The 14,705-nt window shown below is 71.0% G+C and carries 16 protein-coding genes; 5 read left to right on the forward strand and 11 right to left on the reverse strand.

Going from position 1 to position 14,705, the window contains the following annotated elements; all coding sequences use genetic code 11:
* Positions 1–153: 153 nt before the first annotated feature.
* Positions 154–489 carry a hypothetical protein gene (locus ACLJQF_RS24365; protein ID WP_410611863.1) on the forward strand — a complete coding sequence of 112 codons (336 nt, stop codon included), beginning with the start codon at positions 154–156 and terminating at the stop codon, positions 487–489.
* Positions 490–501: 12 nt separating this feature from the next.
* Here ACLJQF_RS24365 and ACLJQF_RS24370 read toward each other — a convergent pair whose 3' ends face one another.
* The 4 genes from ACLJQF_RS24370 to ACLJQF_RS24385 all read right to left on the reverse strand — a co-directional run bounded on the left by ACLJQF_RS24370 (position 502) and on the right by ACLJQF_RS24385 (position 4,520).
* Positions 502–1,731 (reverse strand): RNA polymerase sigma factor, encoded by a 1,230-nt coding sequence (locus ACLJQF_RS24370; RefSeq protein WP_410611865.1) that lies wholly within the window; start codon positions 1,729–1,731, stop codon positions 502–504.
* 4 nt (positions 1,732–1,735) lie between these two features.
* On the reverse strand, positions 1,736–2,098 hold the full coding sequence (locus ACLJQF_RS24375) for a YciI family protein (RefSeq protein ID WP_410611867.1): 363 nt from the start codon (positions 2,096–2,098) through the stop codon (positions 1,736–1,738).
* A gap of 121 nt (positions 2,099–2,219) precedes the next feature.
* On the reverse strand, positions 2,220–3,533 hold the full coding sequence (locus ACLJQF_RS24380) for an aldehyde dehydrogenase family protein (protein ID WP_410611868.1): 1,314 nt from the start codon (positions 3,531–3,533) through the stop codon (positions 2,220–2,222).
* A 114-nt stretch (positions 3,534–3,647) separates the two neighbouring features.
* Positions 3,648–4,520, reverse strand: coding sequence for a helix-turn-helix transcriptional regulator (locus ACLJQF_RS24385; protein ID WP_410611870.1), 873 nt, complete (start codon positions 4,518–4,520; stop codon positions 3,648–3,650).
* Between the two features lie 130 nt (positions 4,521–4,650).
* On the opposite strand from ACLJQF_RS24385, the gene ACLJQF_RS24390 reads away from it, so the two are divergent.
* On the forward strand, positions 4,651–5,601 hold the full coding sequence (locus ACLJQF_RS24390; protein ID WP_410611872.1) for an NADP-dependent oxidoreductase: 951 nt from the start codon (positions 4,651–4,653) through the stop codon (positions 5,599–5,601).
* Positions 5,602–5,669: 68 nt separating this feature from the next.
* Here ACLJQF_RS24390 and ACLJQF_RS24395 read toward each other — a convergent pair whose 3' ends face one another.
* Positions 5,670–6,167 (reverse strand): SRPBCC family protein, encoded by a 498-nt coding sequence (locus ACLJQF_RS24395; RefSeq protein ID WP_410611874.1) that lies wholly within the window; start codon positions 6,165–6,167, stop codon positions 5,670–5,672.
* A gap of 101 nt (positions 6,168–6,268) precedes the next feature.
* Between ACLJQF_RS24395 and ACLJQF_RS24400 the strand changes: the two genes are divergently transcribed.
* Complete coding sequence (locus ACLJQF_RS24400; RefSeq protein WP_410611876.1) at positions 6,269–7,147, forward strand: helix-turn-helix domain-containing protein; 879 nt, start codon at positions 6,269–6,271, stop codon at positions 7,145–7,147.
* Here ACLJQF_RS24400 and ACLJQF_RS24405 read toward each other — a convergent pair.
* Together ACLJQF_RS24405 and ACLJQF_RS24410 are read right to left on the reverse strand one after the other, a co-directional pair.
* The gene (locus ACLJQF_RS24405; protein WP_410611878.1) at positions 7,141–8,658 is read right to left on the reverse strand and encodes a right-handed parallel beta-helix repeat-containing protein; all 1,518 of its coding nucleotides are present in this window, start codon (positions 8,656–8,658) and stop codon (positions 7,141–7,143) included. The genes ACLJQF_RS24400 and ACLJQF_RS24405 overlap by 7 nt on opposite strands.
* Before the next feature lie 79 nt (positions 8,659–8,737).
* Positions 8,738–9,880: an FAD-dependent oxidoreductase gene (locus ACLJQF_RS24410; RefSeq protein WP_410611880.1), complete on the reverse strand. Its 1,143-nt coding sequence runs from the start codon at positions 9,878–9,880 to the stop codon at positions 8,738–8,740.
* 85 nt (positions 9,881–9,965) lie between these two features.
* Between ACLJQF_RS24410 and ACLJQF_RS24415 the strand changes: the two genes are divergently transcribed.
* Positions 9,966–10,715, forward strand: coding sequence for a TetR/AcrR family transcriptional regulator (locus ACLJQF_RS24415; protein WP_410611882.1), 750 nt, complete (start codon positions 9,966–9,968; stop codon positions 10,713–10,715).
* 32 nt (positions 10,716–10,747) lie between these two features.
* On the opposite strand, the gene ACLJQF_RS24420 is transcribed toward ACLJQF_RS24415, so the two are convergent.
* Positions 10,748–11,035, reverse strand: a complete 288-nt coding sequence (locus ACLJQF_RS24420; protein WP_410611883.1) for a hypothetical protein — start codon at positions 11,033–11,035, stop codon at positions 10,748–10,750.
* Positions 11,036–11,090: 55 nt separating this feature from the next.
* Positions 11,091–11,891 carry a hypothetical protein gene (locus tag ACLJQF_RS24425; protein ID WP_410611885.1) on the reverse strand — a complete coding sequence of 267 codons (801 nt, stop codon included), beginning with the start codon at positions 11,889–11,891 and terminating at the stop codon, positions 11,091–11,093.
* 271 nt (positions 11,892–12,162) lie between these two features.
* On the opposite strand from ACLJQF_RS24425, the gene ACLJQF_RS24430 reads away from it, so the two are divergent.
* The gene (locus ACLJQF_RS24430; protein ID WP_410611887.1) at positions 12,163–12,669 is read left to right on the forward strand and encodes a hypothetical protein; all 507 of its coding nucleotides are present in this window, start codon (positions 12,163–12,165) and stop codon (positions 12,667–12,669) included.
* A 100-nt stretch (positions 12,670–12,769) separates the two neighbouring features.
* On the opposite strand, the gene ACLJQF_RS24435 is transcribed toward ACLJQF_RS24430, so the two are convergent.
* Together ACLJQF_RS24435 and ACLJQF_RS24440 are read right to left on the reverse strand one after the other, a co-directional pair.
* Positions 12,770–13,045 (reverse strand): Imm7 family immunity protein, encoded by a 276-nt coding sequence (locus tag ACLJQF_RS24435; protein WP_410611889.1) that lies wholly within the window; start codon positions 13,043–13,045, stop codon positions 12,770–12,772.
* 647 nt (positions 13,046–13,692) lie between these two features.
* Positions 13,693–14,703: a hypothetical protein gene (locus tag ACLJQF_RS24440; protein ID WP_410611891.1), complete on the reverse strand. Its 1,011-nt coding sequence runs from the start codon at positions 14,701–14,703 to the stop codon at positions 13,693–13,695.
* Between the last annotated feature and the right edge of the window lie 2 nt (positions 14,704–14,705).

Genomic DNA, 14,705 nt, shown 5'->3' on the forward strand with positions numbered 1-14,705 from the left:
CCGGGGCGGGGGGTCGTGAGGGTTTATTCGGGTTCTAACCCGAATTACCACTCACGACCAGCTGCGGCAGACCGGCAGACCGGCGTCCAGGATTGTCCTGGCAGGCCATCTTCGGCCGCACCGAACAAAGATCTCGCCCTGCACTACTTCACGGTGGACGGCATCCGGTTCCGGCCGGCGCCGGCGCGCCGGATCCCGGTCTGGGCGGCGGGCTTCCCCGGCAAGCCCCGCCCGATGCGCCGGGCCGCCCGGCTCGACGGCTACTTCCCGGTGAACCTCGGCTCCGCCGACCGGTTCGCCGAAGCCGTGGCCCAGGTCGAGGCGCTGCGCGACGGAACCGGGCCGTTCGACTACGTCGCCGAGGTCGAGCCCGGCGAAGACAGCTCTGCGTACGCGCGGGCGGGCGCGACCTGGATCTTGACCGGCTTCGAGCCCGAATCGCTGTCCGTCGACCACGTGCGCGGCGTGCTGCGCGACGGCCCCAGCTGAGCGCCCGCGCGGTCAGTCCAGCTCGGCCGCCTTGCGCAGCAGGACCGACCGTTCACGCTCGTTGGCGCACAGCCGGGCCGCCAGCTCCAGTTCGGCGCGCGCCTCCGGCCGCCGGCCCAGCCGGGCCAGCAGCTCGCCGCGCACGGTCGGGACGAGGTGCGAACCGGAGAGCCGATCGGAGACGACCAGGTCGTCCACGATCGCCAGGGCCGGCTCCGGCCCCGAAGCCATGGCCACCGCGACCGCCCGGTTGAGCTCGACCACCGGCGAGGGCGCGACCCGGCCCAGTGCCTCGTAGAGCAGCACGATCCGGTCCCAGTCGGTCGCCTCGACCGAGGGCGCCGCCGCGTGCGTGGCCGCGATCGCGGCCTGCAGGCCGTACGGGCCGAGGCCGCCCGCGGAGGCCTTGGCCAGCGCGGCCAGCCCGCGGTGGATCGCCGAGACGTCCCACCGGCGCCGGTCCTGGTCCTCGAGCAGGACCGGCGAGCCGTCCGGGGCGGTCCGGGCCGGGAAGCGCGCGGCCGTCAGCTCGCACAACGCGAGCAGGCCGTGCACCTCCGGCTCGCCGGGCAGCAGCGCGGCCAGCGTGCGGGCCAGCCGGATCGCCTCGTACGCCACGTCGGGCCGCACCAGCCGGTCCCCCGACGTGGCCGTCGACCCCTCGGTGAAGATCACGTAGAGCACGCTGAGCACGCCGCCCAGCCGCTCCCGGCGTTCGGCGGGCGGCGGCAGCTCGAACGGCACCCCGGCCGCCGCGATCGTCTTCTTGCCGCGGGTGATGCGGGCCTGCACGGTCGGCACGGAGACCAGGAACGCCCGGGCGATCTCCTGGCTGGACAGGCCGGCGACGACCCGCAGGGTCAGCGCCACCCGGGCCTCGGGCGAGAGCACCGGGTGGCAGCTGACGAACATCAGCGCGAGCACGTCGTCGTCGATCCGGTCGGGGTCGATCCGGTCTGGGTCGGGTTCTTGGGTCACCACCTCGCCGGCCGCCAGCACGGCGTACTTGCCCCGGAGAGCGACCCGGCGGCGGATCACGTCGATCGCCCGCCGCCGGGCGGTGGCCATCAGCCAGCCGGCCGGATCGGCCGGCGGGGTGCGCGGCCACGACACCAGAGCCTCCGCCACCGCCTCCTGGGCGGCGTCTTCGGCCAGCCCGAAGTCCCCGGTGAACCGGGTCAGCGCGGCCACGATCCGCGCCGACTCGATCCGCCAGACCGCTTCCACATCGGGGGCGCCCATCGGCTCAGTTCGGGGTCTCGTCGCTACCGGGCACCCGCCGCACCTCGACCTTGGCTCCGGGCGCGGCGGGGACCCGCTTGGCCCACTCGACGGCCTCTTCCTGCGAGGCGACGTCGATCAGGAAGAAGCCCCCGAAGAGTTCCTTGGTTTCCCCGTACGGCCCGTCCGTGACCACCGGCGTCTCCCCGCCGAAGTCGACGACTACGCCCTTGGCGGGATCGTCCAGCCCTTCGGCCGCGACGTAGACGCCGGCCCTGAACAGGTCGTCGATGAACTGGCGGCTGGTGGCCATCATCTCGTCGATGTTCGCCATCATGGCCGCGTTCGACTCGTCGGTGCCCCGCATGATCAGCAGGTACTTCGCCACTTCGGTCTCCTCGTCCGGCGGGCCGCTTCCCGGCCCGTGCGCCCTCAGGTCGAACGGCCGCCGCACGGATCGACACGGCCCCGCGGAAATTTTCCCGGAGCTCACCGGCTCGCCGCGTGGCTCAGGCCGTGAGCGGCTTGTCCAGCACCGCCTTCACGTGGCTGAAGTTGTCGATCGAATAGCGGCCGTGATAGCGCCCCATGCCGCTCTCGCCGACGCCTCCGAAGGGCAGGGCCGGCGCGCCCAGCTGGACGATCGCGGTGCCGAAGACCAGGCCGCCCGACGACGTTTCCGCCTCCAGCCGCGCCTTCGTCTCGGCCGAATCGGTGAACGCGTAGAGCGCGAGCGGCTTGTCGCGTCCGGTGATGAACGCGATCGCGGCGTCGAGGTCCGGCACGTCGATGATCGGCAGGATCGGGCCGAAGATCTCCTGCTGCATCACCGGCGCGTCGGGCTCGACGCCGGTCAGCACGGTCGGCGCGATGAACTTGCCGGCCCGGTCGTGCTGACCGCCGACCGCGGCGTGCCCGGACTCCAGCAGGCCGGCGAGCCGGTCGAAGTGGCGTTCGTTGATGATCCGGCCGTACGCCGGGCTCGTGGCCGGGTCGTCGCCGTACATCGCGCGGATCGTGGTGTCGAGGTGCTTCGCCAGCTCCGCTCCGGTGCCGCCGACGGCGAGCACGTAGTCCGGCGCGACGCAGGTCTGCCCGGCGTTGGCGAACTTCCCGTAGGCGAGCCGCTGCGCGGTGACCGCCAGGTCGGCGCCCGGCTCGACCACCGCCGGGCTCTTGCCGCCCAGCTCCAGCGTCACCGGGGTGAGGTGCTTGGCGGCCGCGGCCATCACGATCCGGCCGACCACCCCGTTGCCGGTGTAGAAGATGTGGTCGAACTTCTGCTCCAGCAGCGCCGTCGTCTCCGGGATGGCACCCTCGACGACCTTGACGCCGTCGAGGTAGTCCGGCACGTGCGCGGCGATCGCCGCGGAAACGCTCGGGGACAGCTCGCTGGGCTTCAGCACGGCGACGTTGCCCGCCGCCAGCGCGCCGACCAGCGGCGCGAGCACGAGCTGCAGCGGGTAGTTCCACGGCCCGACGATCAACACCACGCCCAGCGGGTCGCGCACCACCCGGCCCTCGCCCGGCAGCAGCCGTGACGGCAGTTCGGCGCCCTCCGGCGACAGCCAGGCGCCGAGGTTGTCCAGCGTGTGGTCGATCTCGCCGATCACCAGGTCGAGCTCCGCGCGCTGCGCCTCGACGGCGTTCTTGCGCAGATCCGCGTACAGCGCGCCGAGAAAGGACTCGGCCTGCTCGGTGAGCATCGCCCGGAGGGCGGTCAGCTGGGCGCGGCGCCAGGCCACGGGCCGGGTGACGCCACCGGTGAACAGGGTGCGGAGGTCGCCGACGACGGCGGAAGCGGCGAACGCGCTGGTAGTCATGCCATCGAGCCTAGCCGGGAGGACCGAATGGCCGATGGTGATCTCCTCCGTCCGGGTTAGCTGTCCCGAAAGGACGGTGGACTCCGCGCGGCCGGAAGCGAGCAGGCCGGTGCGTCACGTCGGCCGGACGGGCGGCGCTGTTCTGCTGGGTGCGTCGAGCAGGCCGGTCAGCAGCTGCAGCCGTTCGTGGTCCGGGCCGCCCGGCTCCGCGGTGTAGACGATGAGCACGGGCCCGGGAGCGCCCGGCATCGGGTAGGCGTCCCAGTCCAGGTTCAGCTCGCCGACCAACGGGTGATCGACGCGCATCCGGCCGCGCGTCGTGTCCTCGACGTCGTGGCGGGCCCACAGCGTCGCGAACTCGTCACTGCGCACCGCCAGCTCACCGACCAGTTCGACCGCCCGGGGGTGCCCGGGCTCGGCAGCGACCTGGGCCCGGAGCATTCCGGTCAGCTCGGCGACGGTCGCCGCCCGCTCCGGGCACCCCTGGTCGGCCTCCGGGTGCAGCAGCATCGCCAGCAGGTTCCGCTCGGCCCGGGGCAGCTCGGTGAACGCGCCGAGCAGCGCGCCGGCCAGCGGGTTCCAGGCCAGCAAGTCGAGAAAGCGCCCGACGACCAGGGCGGGCGAGGTCGTCGCGTGCAGCAGCCGCACCGTGGTCGCCGGCACCTCCTCCGGGGGGTATCCGCGGACGGGCGGGGGTGGGGTGCGCGCGGCGGCGGCGAGGCTGTGCAGGTGCCGGGTCTCCTCGGCGGAGAAGGTCAGCGCCCGGGCGATGGCGTCGAGGACCTGATCCGAGGGCCGCACGTCACGGCCCTGCTCCATGCGCTGGTAGTAGTCCGAACTCACCCCGGCCAGCAGGGCCAGTTCTTCGCGGCGCAGCCCGGCGACGCGCCGCCGCGGGCCCGGCTCCAGGCCGACGTCCTGCGGCCGCAGCCGGGTTCGCCGGGTCCGCAGGAAATCGGCGAGCGCACGGCGGGGGTCTTCGGTCATCGCCCCAGTATGCCGGTGCGGTGACCGGCGAGGGTGGGTCTGGTTGTCCCAGGAAAACCCGAACGACCGTGCTGTCGCGAACAGGGCCCAGGATCGGTGTCGTACCAGCCGATCACGAAAGGAACGCGACATGAAGGCCGCGCAGATCATGAGCTTCGGGACGCCGGACGTCCTCCGGGTCACCGAGACCGAGCGCCCCTCCCCCGGCGCCGGCGAGGTCCTGGTGGCGGTCGAGGCGGCCAGCGTGAACGGGCACGACACGATCGTCCGCGCCGGTGGGCTGAAGATGGTGTCGGGCCGCTCCTTCCCGATCGGTGTCGGCCTGGACTTCGCCGGTGTCGTCGTCACGACCGGCGCCGGCGTCGAGGGCTACCGCGCCGGGGACCGGGTGTGGGGCATGGTGCACCCGCGACAGCGGCACGCCACCGCGGCGGCGGCCGAGTACGTCGTGGTTCCCGCCGACCGCATCGGGCTCGCTCCCGAGGGTGTCCCTTCGGTCGAAGCGGCGTCCTTGGTCGTCGCGGGCAGCACCGCGCTGATCGCGTTGCGCGACAGCGTGGGGCTGGGCGACGGTGAGCGCGTCCTGATCCGCGGCGCGGCGGGCGGGGTCGGGACCGCGGCGGTGCAGCTGGCGCACGCGATGGGCGGTCACGTCACCGCGCTGGCCCGCGACAGCCACGCCACGGCCCTGCGTGACCTGGGTGCCGACGAAGTCCTCGATTACCGCACCACCACCTCGGCCGAGCTCGGGCCGTTCGACGTCATCCTCGACACGGTCGGCACCGAGTTGCACTGCTACCGCGGCAAGCTCGCCAAGGGCGGCCGGATGGTCACCATCGGACTGTCGGGTCCCGCGCTGGCCGCGATCGCGGCATCGACCATCCACGGCGCCCGGCGGATCCGCACGTTCAGCGCCAACCCCGGCTCCTCCGTGCTGGACGGCCTGGCCGGCTATGTCGCTTCCGGCGCGCTGCGCCCGGCCGTGCACAGTGTGTACCCCTTGACCGACATCGCCGCCGCGCACCGGGCATTCGAGAGCGGCGGTGTGCTGGGAAAACACCTGCTCGCCATCTCCCACTGACGCAGCTCGGCATCCCGGCCGCCCAACCCCGTCGACCGTCCATTGCGGACAGACGGTTCGAGTCGACGTCAGTCGATCCGGCTGCCTGCCGGGTGTTGTTCGGCGATCCACTGGGCGAGCGCGGTGAGCGTGGTTTCGACGCTGCCTTCCATGTAGCGGCGCAGCGCGTCCAGGTCGGCGCGGGTCCGGCCCAGCACCGGATCGAGGCGCAGGAGCCGCCAGGACTGCTCGACGAGGGTGCCTCGGCCCTGGGGACGGAAAGTCCAGTCCCAGCCGACGATGCCGTCGTCGGCGCCACCGACGACGAAGCCGAACGCCGCCGCGGGGTCGGCGCGCACCACCTGGGAACGCGTGGTCCACTGCTTGCCGTCCCTGCGGTTGGCGCCGCTGAACCAGGCGCCGGCCCACGGGCCTGCGCCTTCGTCGTAGGAGACGCCGTCCGCGGTGGGGCTCCAGCGGCTGATTGCGGAGACGTCGCTGATCAGCTCGTAGACCCGGGTGGGCGTGGCGTCGACCCACGCGCTCCTGGTGAAGGCGAAATCGGTCGCGTCGAAGGTGATGTTCACGGTGTCACTGCACCGCCGGGAGACGGCCGGAGCCAGCCCCGGCGTTGCCTATCCCCGGCTGGGGCAGGCTGAGCGCGCCCGGCCTGGTCGATACTGGGTCCATGACCGGAAAGATGCAGCTCGGAACCTTCCTGCACGCGCGGCGGTCCCAGCTGCATCCCGAGGCCGCCGGGATGCCGACCTACGGCGAACGGCGGCGCGTGCCGGGGCTTCGGCGCGAGGAGCTGGCCCTGCTCGCGGGGGTGAGCGCCTCCTATTACACGCGGCTCGAGCAGGGCCAGTCGCTGAGCGCCTCCGCCGAGGTGCTCGACGCGATCGCCGGGGCGCTGCGGCTGGACGAGTCCGAGCGGCGGCACCTGCACGACCTGGCGCGTGCGGACCGCCGCCGTCCCCGGGACCGGCGGCCGGCCCCGGAGCGGGTGACCGAGGCAGCGAGCCAGCTGCTCGACGTCCTGGCGGACGTGCCCGCGATCGTGCTCGGCCGGCGCACCGACGTGCTGGCCTGGAACCGGCTGGGGCACGCGCTGTTCGCCGGTCACCTGGACTTCGACGCGCCGAAGACGCCGTCGGGGCGCCCGAACATGGCCCGGCTCGTGTTTCTCGACAGCCACACTCGCGAGCTCTACGCCGACTGGCCGAGCAAGGCCCGGGCGGTCGTCGGGAACCTGCGCCTGGTGGCGGGCCGGCATCCGGACGACGCGGCGCTGTACGCGCTGATCGGTGAGCTCAGTTCGAAAAGCACCGAGTTCGCCGCCGGGTGGGCCGATCACCGCGTCAAAGCGTGCGCCGTCGCCGCGTACGAGATGCGGCACCCGCTGGTCGGGACGCTGACGGTCATGCAGCAGACCTTGACCAGCGGACCGGGCCCCGCCGTCGTCGTCGCGACCACCGAGCCGGGTTCCCCGTCCCGGTCCGCGTTGACGCTGCTCGGTCAGGCCATCGACGACTCGGAGCGGAGCCCATTTCCTGCTCCTTACTGACCGGCCTGAAGCGCGGCAACCGGGCAGGTCGGCGCGGTGTTCCAGCGGTTGCCGGTCGAGACGATCGACGGCGGGAAGCCGCCCGGCGCCCGCTGTGAGCACTGCAGCGAGCGGGCGGCACCGCGCGACGCGTTGAGCGCGACCGTGACGCCGCCGAACGGCCCGGGCCGGGAGTCGAGCCGGATCGCCGCGAAGTAGGGACTCGCGCCGGTCACCGTGTTGCCCGTGATCATCGCGTCCTCGATCGGGCCGGTGATGCCCTGCAGCGTGATTCCGGAACCGTCGGGAGCGGCTTCGGTGAACGTGATGTCGTTGTCGCGAATGCCGATCTCGTGCACCGAATCGCCGTAGATCGCGTCCGCGTTGCCGTCCGCGACGATCGTGTTGCCGGTCACCGTGACCTGGGCGGGGATCCCGCCGCTGTGCGGGGTGATCCGGATGCCCGGCCCGGGCACGCCGTGCCGCCGGATGATGTTGCCGGTGATCTTGTCGCGGGTGGCGACGTTCTGCGAGTCGATGACCCCGCCACCGGTCCCGGCCGTGACGTCGAACGTGTTGCCGGCGACGACGACGTCCTCGGTCCGGTAGAGGGCGAGTCCCTTGCCGCTGAAGGTGTTCCCGGTGATCGTCGCGTGCCGGTAGGTCGACAGCGCGGCACTGGAGGTGACCTGTGAATCGGCGAAGGAGTTGCCCTCCAGCCGAAGGCCGTCGTCCCAGTCACCGCCGGTGGCCTCCGCGTCGAAGGCGGTGTCGCCGATCTGCTCGCCGAAGTGGTTTCCCAGTACCGCCAGCGAGAACACGTTGCGCTGCACGCCCACACCCGAACGCGCACAGCTGACGAACGACGCGCCCGAGATCGTCACGCGCTTGACCGCGGTGGCCGGGGTGTTGCCGAGCACCCGGATGCAGTCGCCCTTGCGCGCACCGGGTGCCGACGGGTGGGCGAAGACGACGTCCCGCACCGTGACGTCCGTGACCGGCATCGAACAGGTTCCGTTCGCCGTCGTGCACACGCCGGAGCCGATTGCGATCGCGTGGGTCTGCTCGTCGGTGTCGGTCGTCGCCGAGGTGTCGATCGTGAGCCGTTCCACGGTGACGTCGGCCGCTCCCGGGTCGATCGATAGCACCGAGACCGCGCCTGCCTGCTGGTCCCCGGCCAGTTCGAGCACCGTGCCCGGCCCGGTGCCGCCGAACGTCACGTGCGCTCCGTGCGTGGACAGCGCCGCGACCCGGTCGTAGGACCCCACGGGCGCGCGGGTCACCCGCCACCGCCCGCTGCCGAGGCACACGGTGCCGCCGCCCGCACCGCTCGCCGCGTCGATGGCGGCCTGGATGGGCACCCGGTCGTCCCCGCCGTCGTCCGGGACGGCCCCGAAGGACGCGGGGTCGAAACACCCGCCGGCCCCCGAGCCGGCCCTCGCCCCGGCCGCCTGGACGGCGACCGCAGTCCCGATCGACAACGTGGCGATCGCCATGGTCACCAGCAACACCCGCCGTTTGCTCCGATTCACGCACACTCCCGGTGCTGGAAGGGATTTGTGCCACCGTCGCAGGATCCGTCGACGGTCCGTCGACAGTCCGTCGACGCGCTCAGCGGCAGTGCCGGGCCGGCTGCGGTTTCGCGTCCGGGACGAACGCGGGAAGCGCGTCGAGGCTGTGGCGTACGGCTTCGGCGCCGTACTCGAACATCTGCCGCTCGTAGTCGCCGACCGCGCCGAGGAGGTCCTGGCGGCCCTCGGCGGCGTCGATCAGGCACCGGCGCAGCAAGCCGGCATCGCGCAGTGCCGTGTTCGCGCCGTTGCCGCCGGTCGGCGAGGTGGCGTGGACGGCATCGCCGAGCAAGGTGACCGGACCGGGCGACCAGCGCTGACGTGGCTGGACCACCCGGATGGACAGCAGGGCACTGTTGTCCGGGTCGCCCTGCTCGATCAGCGCCCGCAGGTCCGGATGCCAACCCTCCATCATGGACAGTGCCGCGTCCCGCGGACTACGGGCGTCGAGCGAACCGCCGGGCGGCAGGATCATGGCCCAGCGCACGTAGTCGCGGATATCCGGAAGGGTCACCTCGGGCGCCAGTTGCTCGGCCGCTTCCTTCGGCGGGGTACGGAAACGCATCGCTCCGAGCAGCAGGCTCACCCCGTCACCGGCGATCTTCGAGCCGAAGGCACGAGACAGCCCGGCGAAGCGCTCGGTCAGCGGGGTGCGGCCGATGACGAACCGGACACCGGTGTCGGCCGGGACAGTCTGCGGTGACAGCACCGCGCGGACCGCGGAGTTCACCCCGTCCGCCCCGACGAGCAGATCGGCGGTGGCCGGAGCACCATGGACGAACCGCGCCCGCACCCTGCCGTCGTCCAGCACCTCGTAGCCGCTCAGCGCGGCTCCGGTGTGCACCGAGAGCCCGGTCAGCAGCAGGTGGCGGAGCACGTGCCGGTCGACCACGATTCCGGTCCGGCCGGGGCCGAGCTCGCCGATCCGGTTCAGCTGCGGGTCCAGGATCAGCCGCTCGCCGTAGGCGTCACCGACGATCGCGTCCAGCAGCGGGTGCCACCGCAGCGGCAGGCAACCGCGCAAGGCTTCGAACCCCGCCGGGTTCAGCACGAGCCGGTAACCCTGGAACCGCGCGGTGATCGCCTCGTCGCGCTCGTAGACCTCGGCCTCGATACCGGCCCCACGCAGGCCCTGCGCCAGGCACAGACCCCCCAGACCGGCTCCGGCCACGGAAACTCGCATCCCTACCTCCGTAACGAACTAAGTTCTTCTCAACGATCTAAGTACTACTTGGCGAACTTAGTTCGAGTCAAGCTAAGATGAGGGCATGACGTCCGATCCCCGGCAACGCCGCGCAGCGCGGCACGCCCAGCCCGGCGGAGGTCCCGCAGCGTCCGCACCGGGCAAGAAGCCCATCACGGTCGACCGGATCGCCGACGCCGCCCTCCAGGTCGTGGCCACCGAGGGTTACGACGCGCTGACCATCCGCCGGGTGGCCGCGGTCCTCGGCACCGGGCCGTCGTCGCTGTATGCGCACATCGTCAACAAGGACGACATCGACGATCTGCTCGTCGGCCGGATCTGCGCCGAGATCGTGCTGCCCGAACCGGACCCGGCCAGGTGGCGCGACCAGATTCTCGCGGTGTACGCGCAACTTCGCGACCAGTACCTGAAATACTCGGGGGTGTCCCGCGCTGCGCTGGGCATGGTCCCCACCAACCTCGATGCACTGCGCGTGCGTGAAGGGCTCCTGGCCATCGTGCTCGCCGGCGGAATCGCGCCGCAGACCGCGGCCTGGGTGCTGGATGCGTTGTCGCTCTACGTCAGCGCCTACGCGTTGGAGCAGTCGCTGGTCCGGCAGCGGCGGAAACACCCGGACCACGAATGGGTCCTCAGCAGCGAGGAGCTGCTGAGCCGATTCACCGCGCTGCCGGCCGACACGTTCCCGCAGACCCGGCGTTACGCGGCCGAGCTGATCTCCGGCACCGGCCACGACCGGTTCGAGTTCACCCTCACCCTGTTCATCGACAATCTCACCCGGCTCCGGCCGTCACCGGAGTCCGGCACCGACGGGTGAACGCACGCTCGGTTGCGGCGGACAATGGCTTCTCACCGGTTCTTTGCCCGCTTGTCGTCCGCGGCCATTCGGACGTCTCGGAAGTCCATAACGGCCTCCCGGGAGATTCGGACCAGCCTCACGAGATCACCGTCCGCCAGCAGCAGCACATCCTCGAGAACCTGCGACGGCAGCTCCAGTTCGCGCGGGCCGTAGCAGTCGTGCCACGCCATGTCCGCCAGTTCCAGCAGATCGAGCACTGTCTCGACGTGCGCGGACCAGAATTGCGCCTCGATGAGAGGTTTGCGTTCCTGACGGCGTTGCTGGCTTCCGACAGCCATCGGATCCCTCCCACGGTTCTGCGGCTGATGGGTCTCCCATCATCCGCCTACGGCCTCACTCGGCAGCAAGACTCTGTTGACGGCCGGCCGCGAGCAGGGCGCGGATCTGTCTCAGGGCTGCCGCCTTGGCCTCGAATGAGCGAGTGCCCGTACCCCGGACCTGGATGCCCGACGGCAGATGCGTCACCCAGACATCCGGCGGCTGCTCCGGCCGTCGCGTGCAGTAGAGATCGAGGCGCAGGTCTCCGGGCGGCGGGTCGGGCACATCCAGGCCCTCCGGCACCACGGTCACCCGGGCGGACACCTCGTCCGCCCGGCCATCCGGCAGATCGCCCGGCCCGCCCAGCAGCCCGCCGTCCGCGCCGTACTGCCCGTTCTCGCGCTTGAGCGCTCCCCACGGCCCCCCGGCGCCCTCGCGGGCCGTGATGGCAAACGCCGCCACCGGTCCGGACCTGTCGTCCAGGTCCTGCACGCTCCAGCCGCGCTCCGCCGCGAGATCGCGATAACGGCTCGCCTGCAACGCCACGCATCGCGCGTCGCCCTCGACGAAGACGACCACGTCGAAGGGGTCCCGGGGATCCCGCAGCGCCAGCCGGCCGGCCAGATCGTCCCGCAGCCCGGCGACCTGCGCTGACAACCTTTCCGCTTCGGCCTCCCACCCCAGCTCGACAGCCGCCGCCAGGTCCTCTTCGACCGCCGGCAGCCGGACGGCGACCGAGTGCAGCGGCCCCAGCTCGGCCAGGCAGCGGCGCAACCGGCGGGCCCGAAGATGGTCGCGAAGGACGGCGGTATCGGCCAGGGACGACTCAAGGCCGGCGTACTCGGACAGAACATCCTCGTACACCGGCCCCGTCATAGGTCCATCATGCACCAGGACGGGTCAGGCCGGCACCCGCTCGCGGTCCGGGGCGCGCATCGTCCTGGTCGGGGTCCACGCGGGAACTATTGCCGTTCAAGCACACCTTCCTCGAACACCGCGAGGCCCGTCGAGTTCGGCCGCGGTGAGCCCGTCGACGACACGCCGCATCGCTGCCATGCGAGCGAGCCGCGGCGTCGGGAACCGTCGAAGCAGTCTTCTCAAGACAAACCTGGTTGACTTGGACGTATCGAATTCTAATGTTGTCGACATGTACGAGGTATGGCTGCGCGCTGTCGTGCTCCAGCAGCTCAACCACTGGACGGGCTTCCTGGCTCTGAAGGTGGGCAGCGACGCCGAAGCGCAACGAGAGTTCGACCGCATCCTTGCCGCGATCCCCGATGCAATGGCCGGCTCGGTCCCGGCAGAGATGGTTCAGCAGCACATCGACGATCTGGTCGAGTTGGCCCGACGATGGAGCGAGGATCAGCATTACCCCGGCGAGTTGCCCCCCGGTGAGCAAGACGCGCAAGCCCGCAACCACGTGAAGGATTTACTGCGCGAGGACTGCGATGAGGTTCACCGGCAGGAACTGGCCAACTTCGCGTTTTTCCTCGAAATCAGAGCGCGTGACGCCTTCCGGCTGCTCCGGGATCAGGACCGGGAAAACGCACACTACCTCTATGGCCGGGTCTGCATGGCCTTGGACCTTGGTCACCTGAAGGCCGCCGAGCATGAGTGGACCCGATTGCAGAACTACGTCGCGCGCAGGTCGTGACCTCTGGCCGACGGCCTTGTCCTGGTCCTCGTGCTTGATATTCCGCTGACCGCTCGCCGGCACCGCACGCTCCTGCCGAGCGGACGCATGGTTCTCAAGCTCAACTCGTTTCCGCGTCCTCCAACGTGGGGATCACGGGTGACAAGAGGTGGTCGGCGTGCTCGGTGACCCTCCCCCGGGCCAACCGGAAGACGCGGAAGCTCAGCCTGTGCTCGGGGTGTTCGTCGTCGTGGACGTACAGCAGCCCGTATGAACCGGGGGCGAGCCGGCCGACCTTGGCGACCAGGGTTCGGATTTCGTCGAGGCGAAGGGGTGGTTCGTCGTCGAGCGCTTCGGCGGTCGGGCGAAGCGCTATCCAGCCGTGGTACTCGAACATGACGAGAGTCCAGGAGGCCAGGTGGTCGGGCCGCTGCACGTTTTTGTGCGGCCATCATCCACTCATGGCTCTGACCGAGCGTCGCACCGTCCTCGCCCGCAACGCTGTTCCTCGGGCTTCGGTCGATCGCCGATGCCGGCCAGGTTCCCCCGTCGCACCAAGAGATCGCCGACCTCATCAGCCTGACGAAAGGTGCGGTCAGCCGGCACGTCGACACCGCTCGACGACGAGGATGGCCGGCCGTCAAGACGTCGTCCGCGTCACGTCGCGAGCACGCGCTCACGCTGACCTCCGCAGGCCGGTCCCTCGTGAAGGCCGGGCCGGCCGTGCAACACGAGTACGAGCGCGTGGGTGGCGAGCACCTGACCGACGCCGCCGTGGCCACGACGATCCACACCCTCGAGACGATCTGCGAACTCCTGGAAACCGAGGAGCGGCAACGTCAAGTTTCGGCCGCTGTATCGGCAGGCCATGTGGTTATGCCGAGGATTGGTGCTCCCTGCGCGGCGCGCTCATGCCGCTTCAGGCCCGGCTCGGCTTGGCGCCGGAGTCGGTGACCGAAGCAGTGAGGCGGTCTCCGAGATCGCTCCACGATCCTGGGAGGACCGAGCTGATCTCGGCCCTCCCAGGACAGTTCGGTACAAGGATCAGATCTTGCCCGCGGCCACGTCCGCGATGGTCACGCGGAAGGCCTTGTAGTTGACCACATAGCGCTTGGACGTTTCCGCCGAGGTGATCTCCTCACGGATCGGCAGGCCGTTGCCGGCGTTGATGGCGAGGACGTCCGTACTGCCGCCCAGGATGGCGGGGGGCGCGGTGAGGGTCAGCGCGGCCTGGCCGTCGACGTCGGTCTTGCCGACGATCATGTCCGGGATGGTCGCGTACAGCTTCAGCACGCCCGCGCGGACCTCCGCGTCGGCGGCGTTGGCGAACAGCGCATGCTCGGCGTTGCTCCACAGGTGGTTGTTGATGAGGTTCTCCAGGTCCTTGCCCGTCGGACGCGGTTTGGGGGCCGGAACCGGCTTGCCGATCTTGCGGAGCATCTCCGCGGTCTCCGCTTGGGCCGCCGCCCAGGCCTTGTCGGCCTCGGCGGGGCTCAGGCCGACTCCCAACGCGTTGTTGGACGCGGTGATCATCGCGATCCTGGCCTTGTCCACGTCGCCCTTCGCGGCGAGACGGGCCGCCGCCATCACCTTCCCGTCGTACGGCGTAGCAGGCTCGGCGTGGCCCTTGGCGACGGCGTCCACCAGGGTCTTCGCCGAGTCGCCCGTGAACTGCCGGCCCTTGTCGGTGTAGAGGGTGTAGTTGAGGTCCGGTTTGTCGTCCAGCCCGAACTTCGTGTTGATGATCAGTGACGCGTCTCCTGGCTGCGTGCCGGCCGCCTGGACCGCGGAGGCCAGCTTCACCAGCGGTGCCTCGACCGCCTGCGGGGCCGCGTCGGACGGGCCGGCCGGGACGCTGCCGCTCGACGTACCCAGCACCACAGCCGCCGCGACGGCTGCCGCGCCCACGGCGGCGACGCCGACCTTGGGCCAGGAGAACCAGCGCTTCGGTCGCACGACCGTGGCATCGGGTTCCCCCATCGCCGTCTGCAGTGCCGTACGGGCACGGTCATAGGCCTCGGGGCTGGGGGACGGCACGTCACGCAGATTCTTCATGA

Origin of the sequence: Amycolatopsis sp. lyj-109 (assembly GCF_046548995.1) — a bacterium.
Lineage (GTDB): Bacteria > Actinomycetota > Actinomycetes > Mycobacteriales > Pseudonocardiaceae > Amycolatopsis.

Bases quoted from the DNA above. Each gene is read 5' to 3' on its own strand.
- ACLJQF_RS24385 (WP_410611870.1), bottom strand. From the start codon at position 4,520: ATGACCGAAGACCCCCGCCGTGCGCTCGCCGATTTCCTGCGGACCCGG.
- ACLJQF_RS24400 (WP_410611876.1), top strand. From the start codon at position 6,269: ATGACCGGAAAGATGCAGCTCGGAACCTTCCTGCACGCGCGGCGGTCC.
- ACLJQF_RS24370 (WP_410611865.1), bottom strand. From the start codon at position 1,731: ATGGGCGCCCCCGATGTGGAAGCGGTCTGGCGGATCGAGTCGGCGCGG.
- ACLJQF_RS24410 (WP_410611880.1), bottom strand. From the start codon at position 9,880: ATGCGAGTTTCCGTGGCCGGAGCCGGTCTGGGGGGTCTGTGCCTGGCG.
- ACLJQF_RS24390 (WP_410611872.1), top strand. From the start codon at position 4,651: ATGAAGGCCGCGCAGATCATGAGCTTCGGGACGCCGGACGTCCTCCGG.
- ACLJQF_RS24440 (WP_410611891.1), bottom strand. From the start codon at position 14,703: ATGAAGAATCTGCGTGACGTGCCGTCCCCCAGCCCCGAGGCCTATGAC.
- ACLJQF_RS24430 (WP_410611887.1), top strand. From the start codon at position 12,163: ATGTACGAGGTATGGCTGCGCGCTGTCGTGCTCCAGCAGCTCAACCAC.
- ACLJQF_RS24380 (WP_410611868.1), bottom strand. From the start codon at position 3,533: ATGACTACCAGCGCGTTCGCCGCTTCCGCCGTCGTCGGCGACCTCCGC.
- ACLJQF_RS24435 (WP_410611889.1), bottom strand. From the start codon at position 13,045: ATGTTCGAGTACCACGGCTGGATAGCGCTTCGCCCGACCGCCGAAGCG.
- ACLJQF_RS24415 (WP_410611882.1), top strand. From the start codon at position 9,966: ATGACGTCCGATCCCCGGCAACGCCGCGCAGCGCGGCACGCCCAGCCC.
- ACLJQF_RS24420 (WP_410611883.1), bottom strand. From the start codon at position 11,035: ATGGCTGTCGGAAGCCAGCAACGCCGTCAGGAACGCAAACCTCTCATC.
- ACLJQF_RS24425 (WP_410611885.1), bottom strand. From the start codon at position 11,891: ATGACGGGGCCGGTGTACGAGGATGTTCTGTCCGAGTACGCCGGCCTT.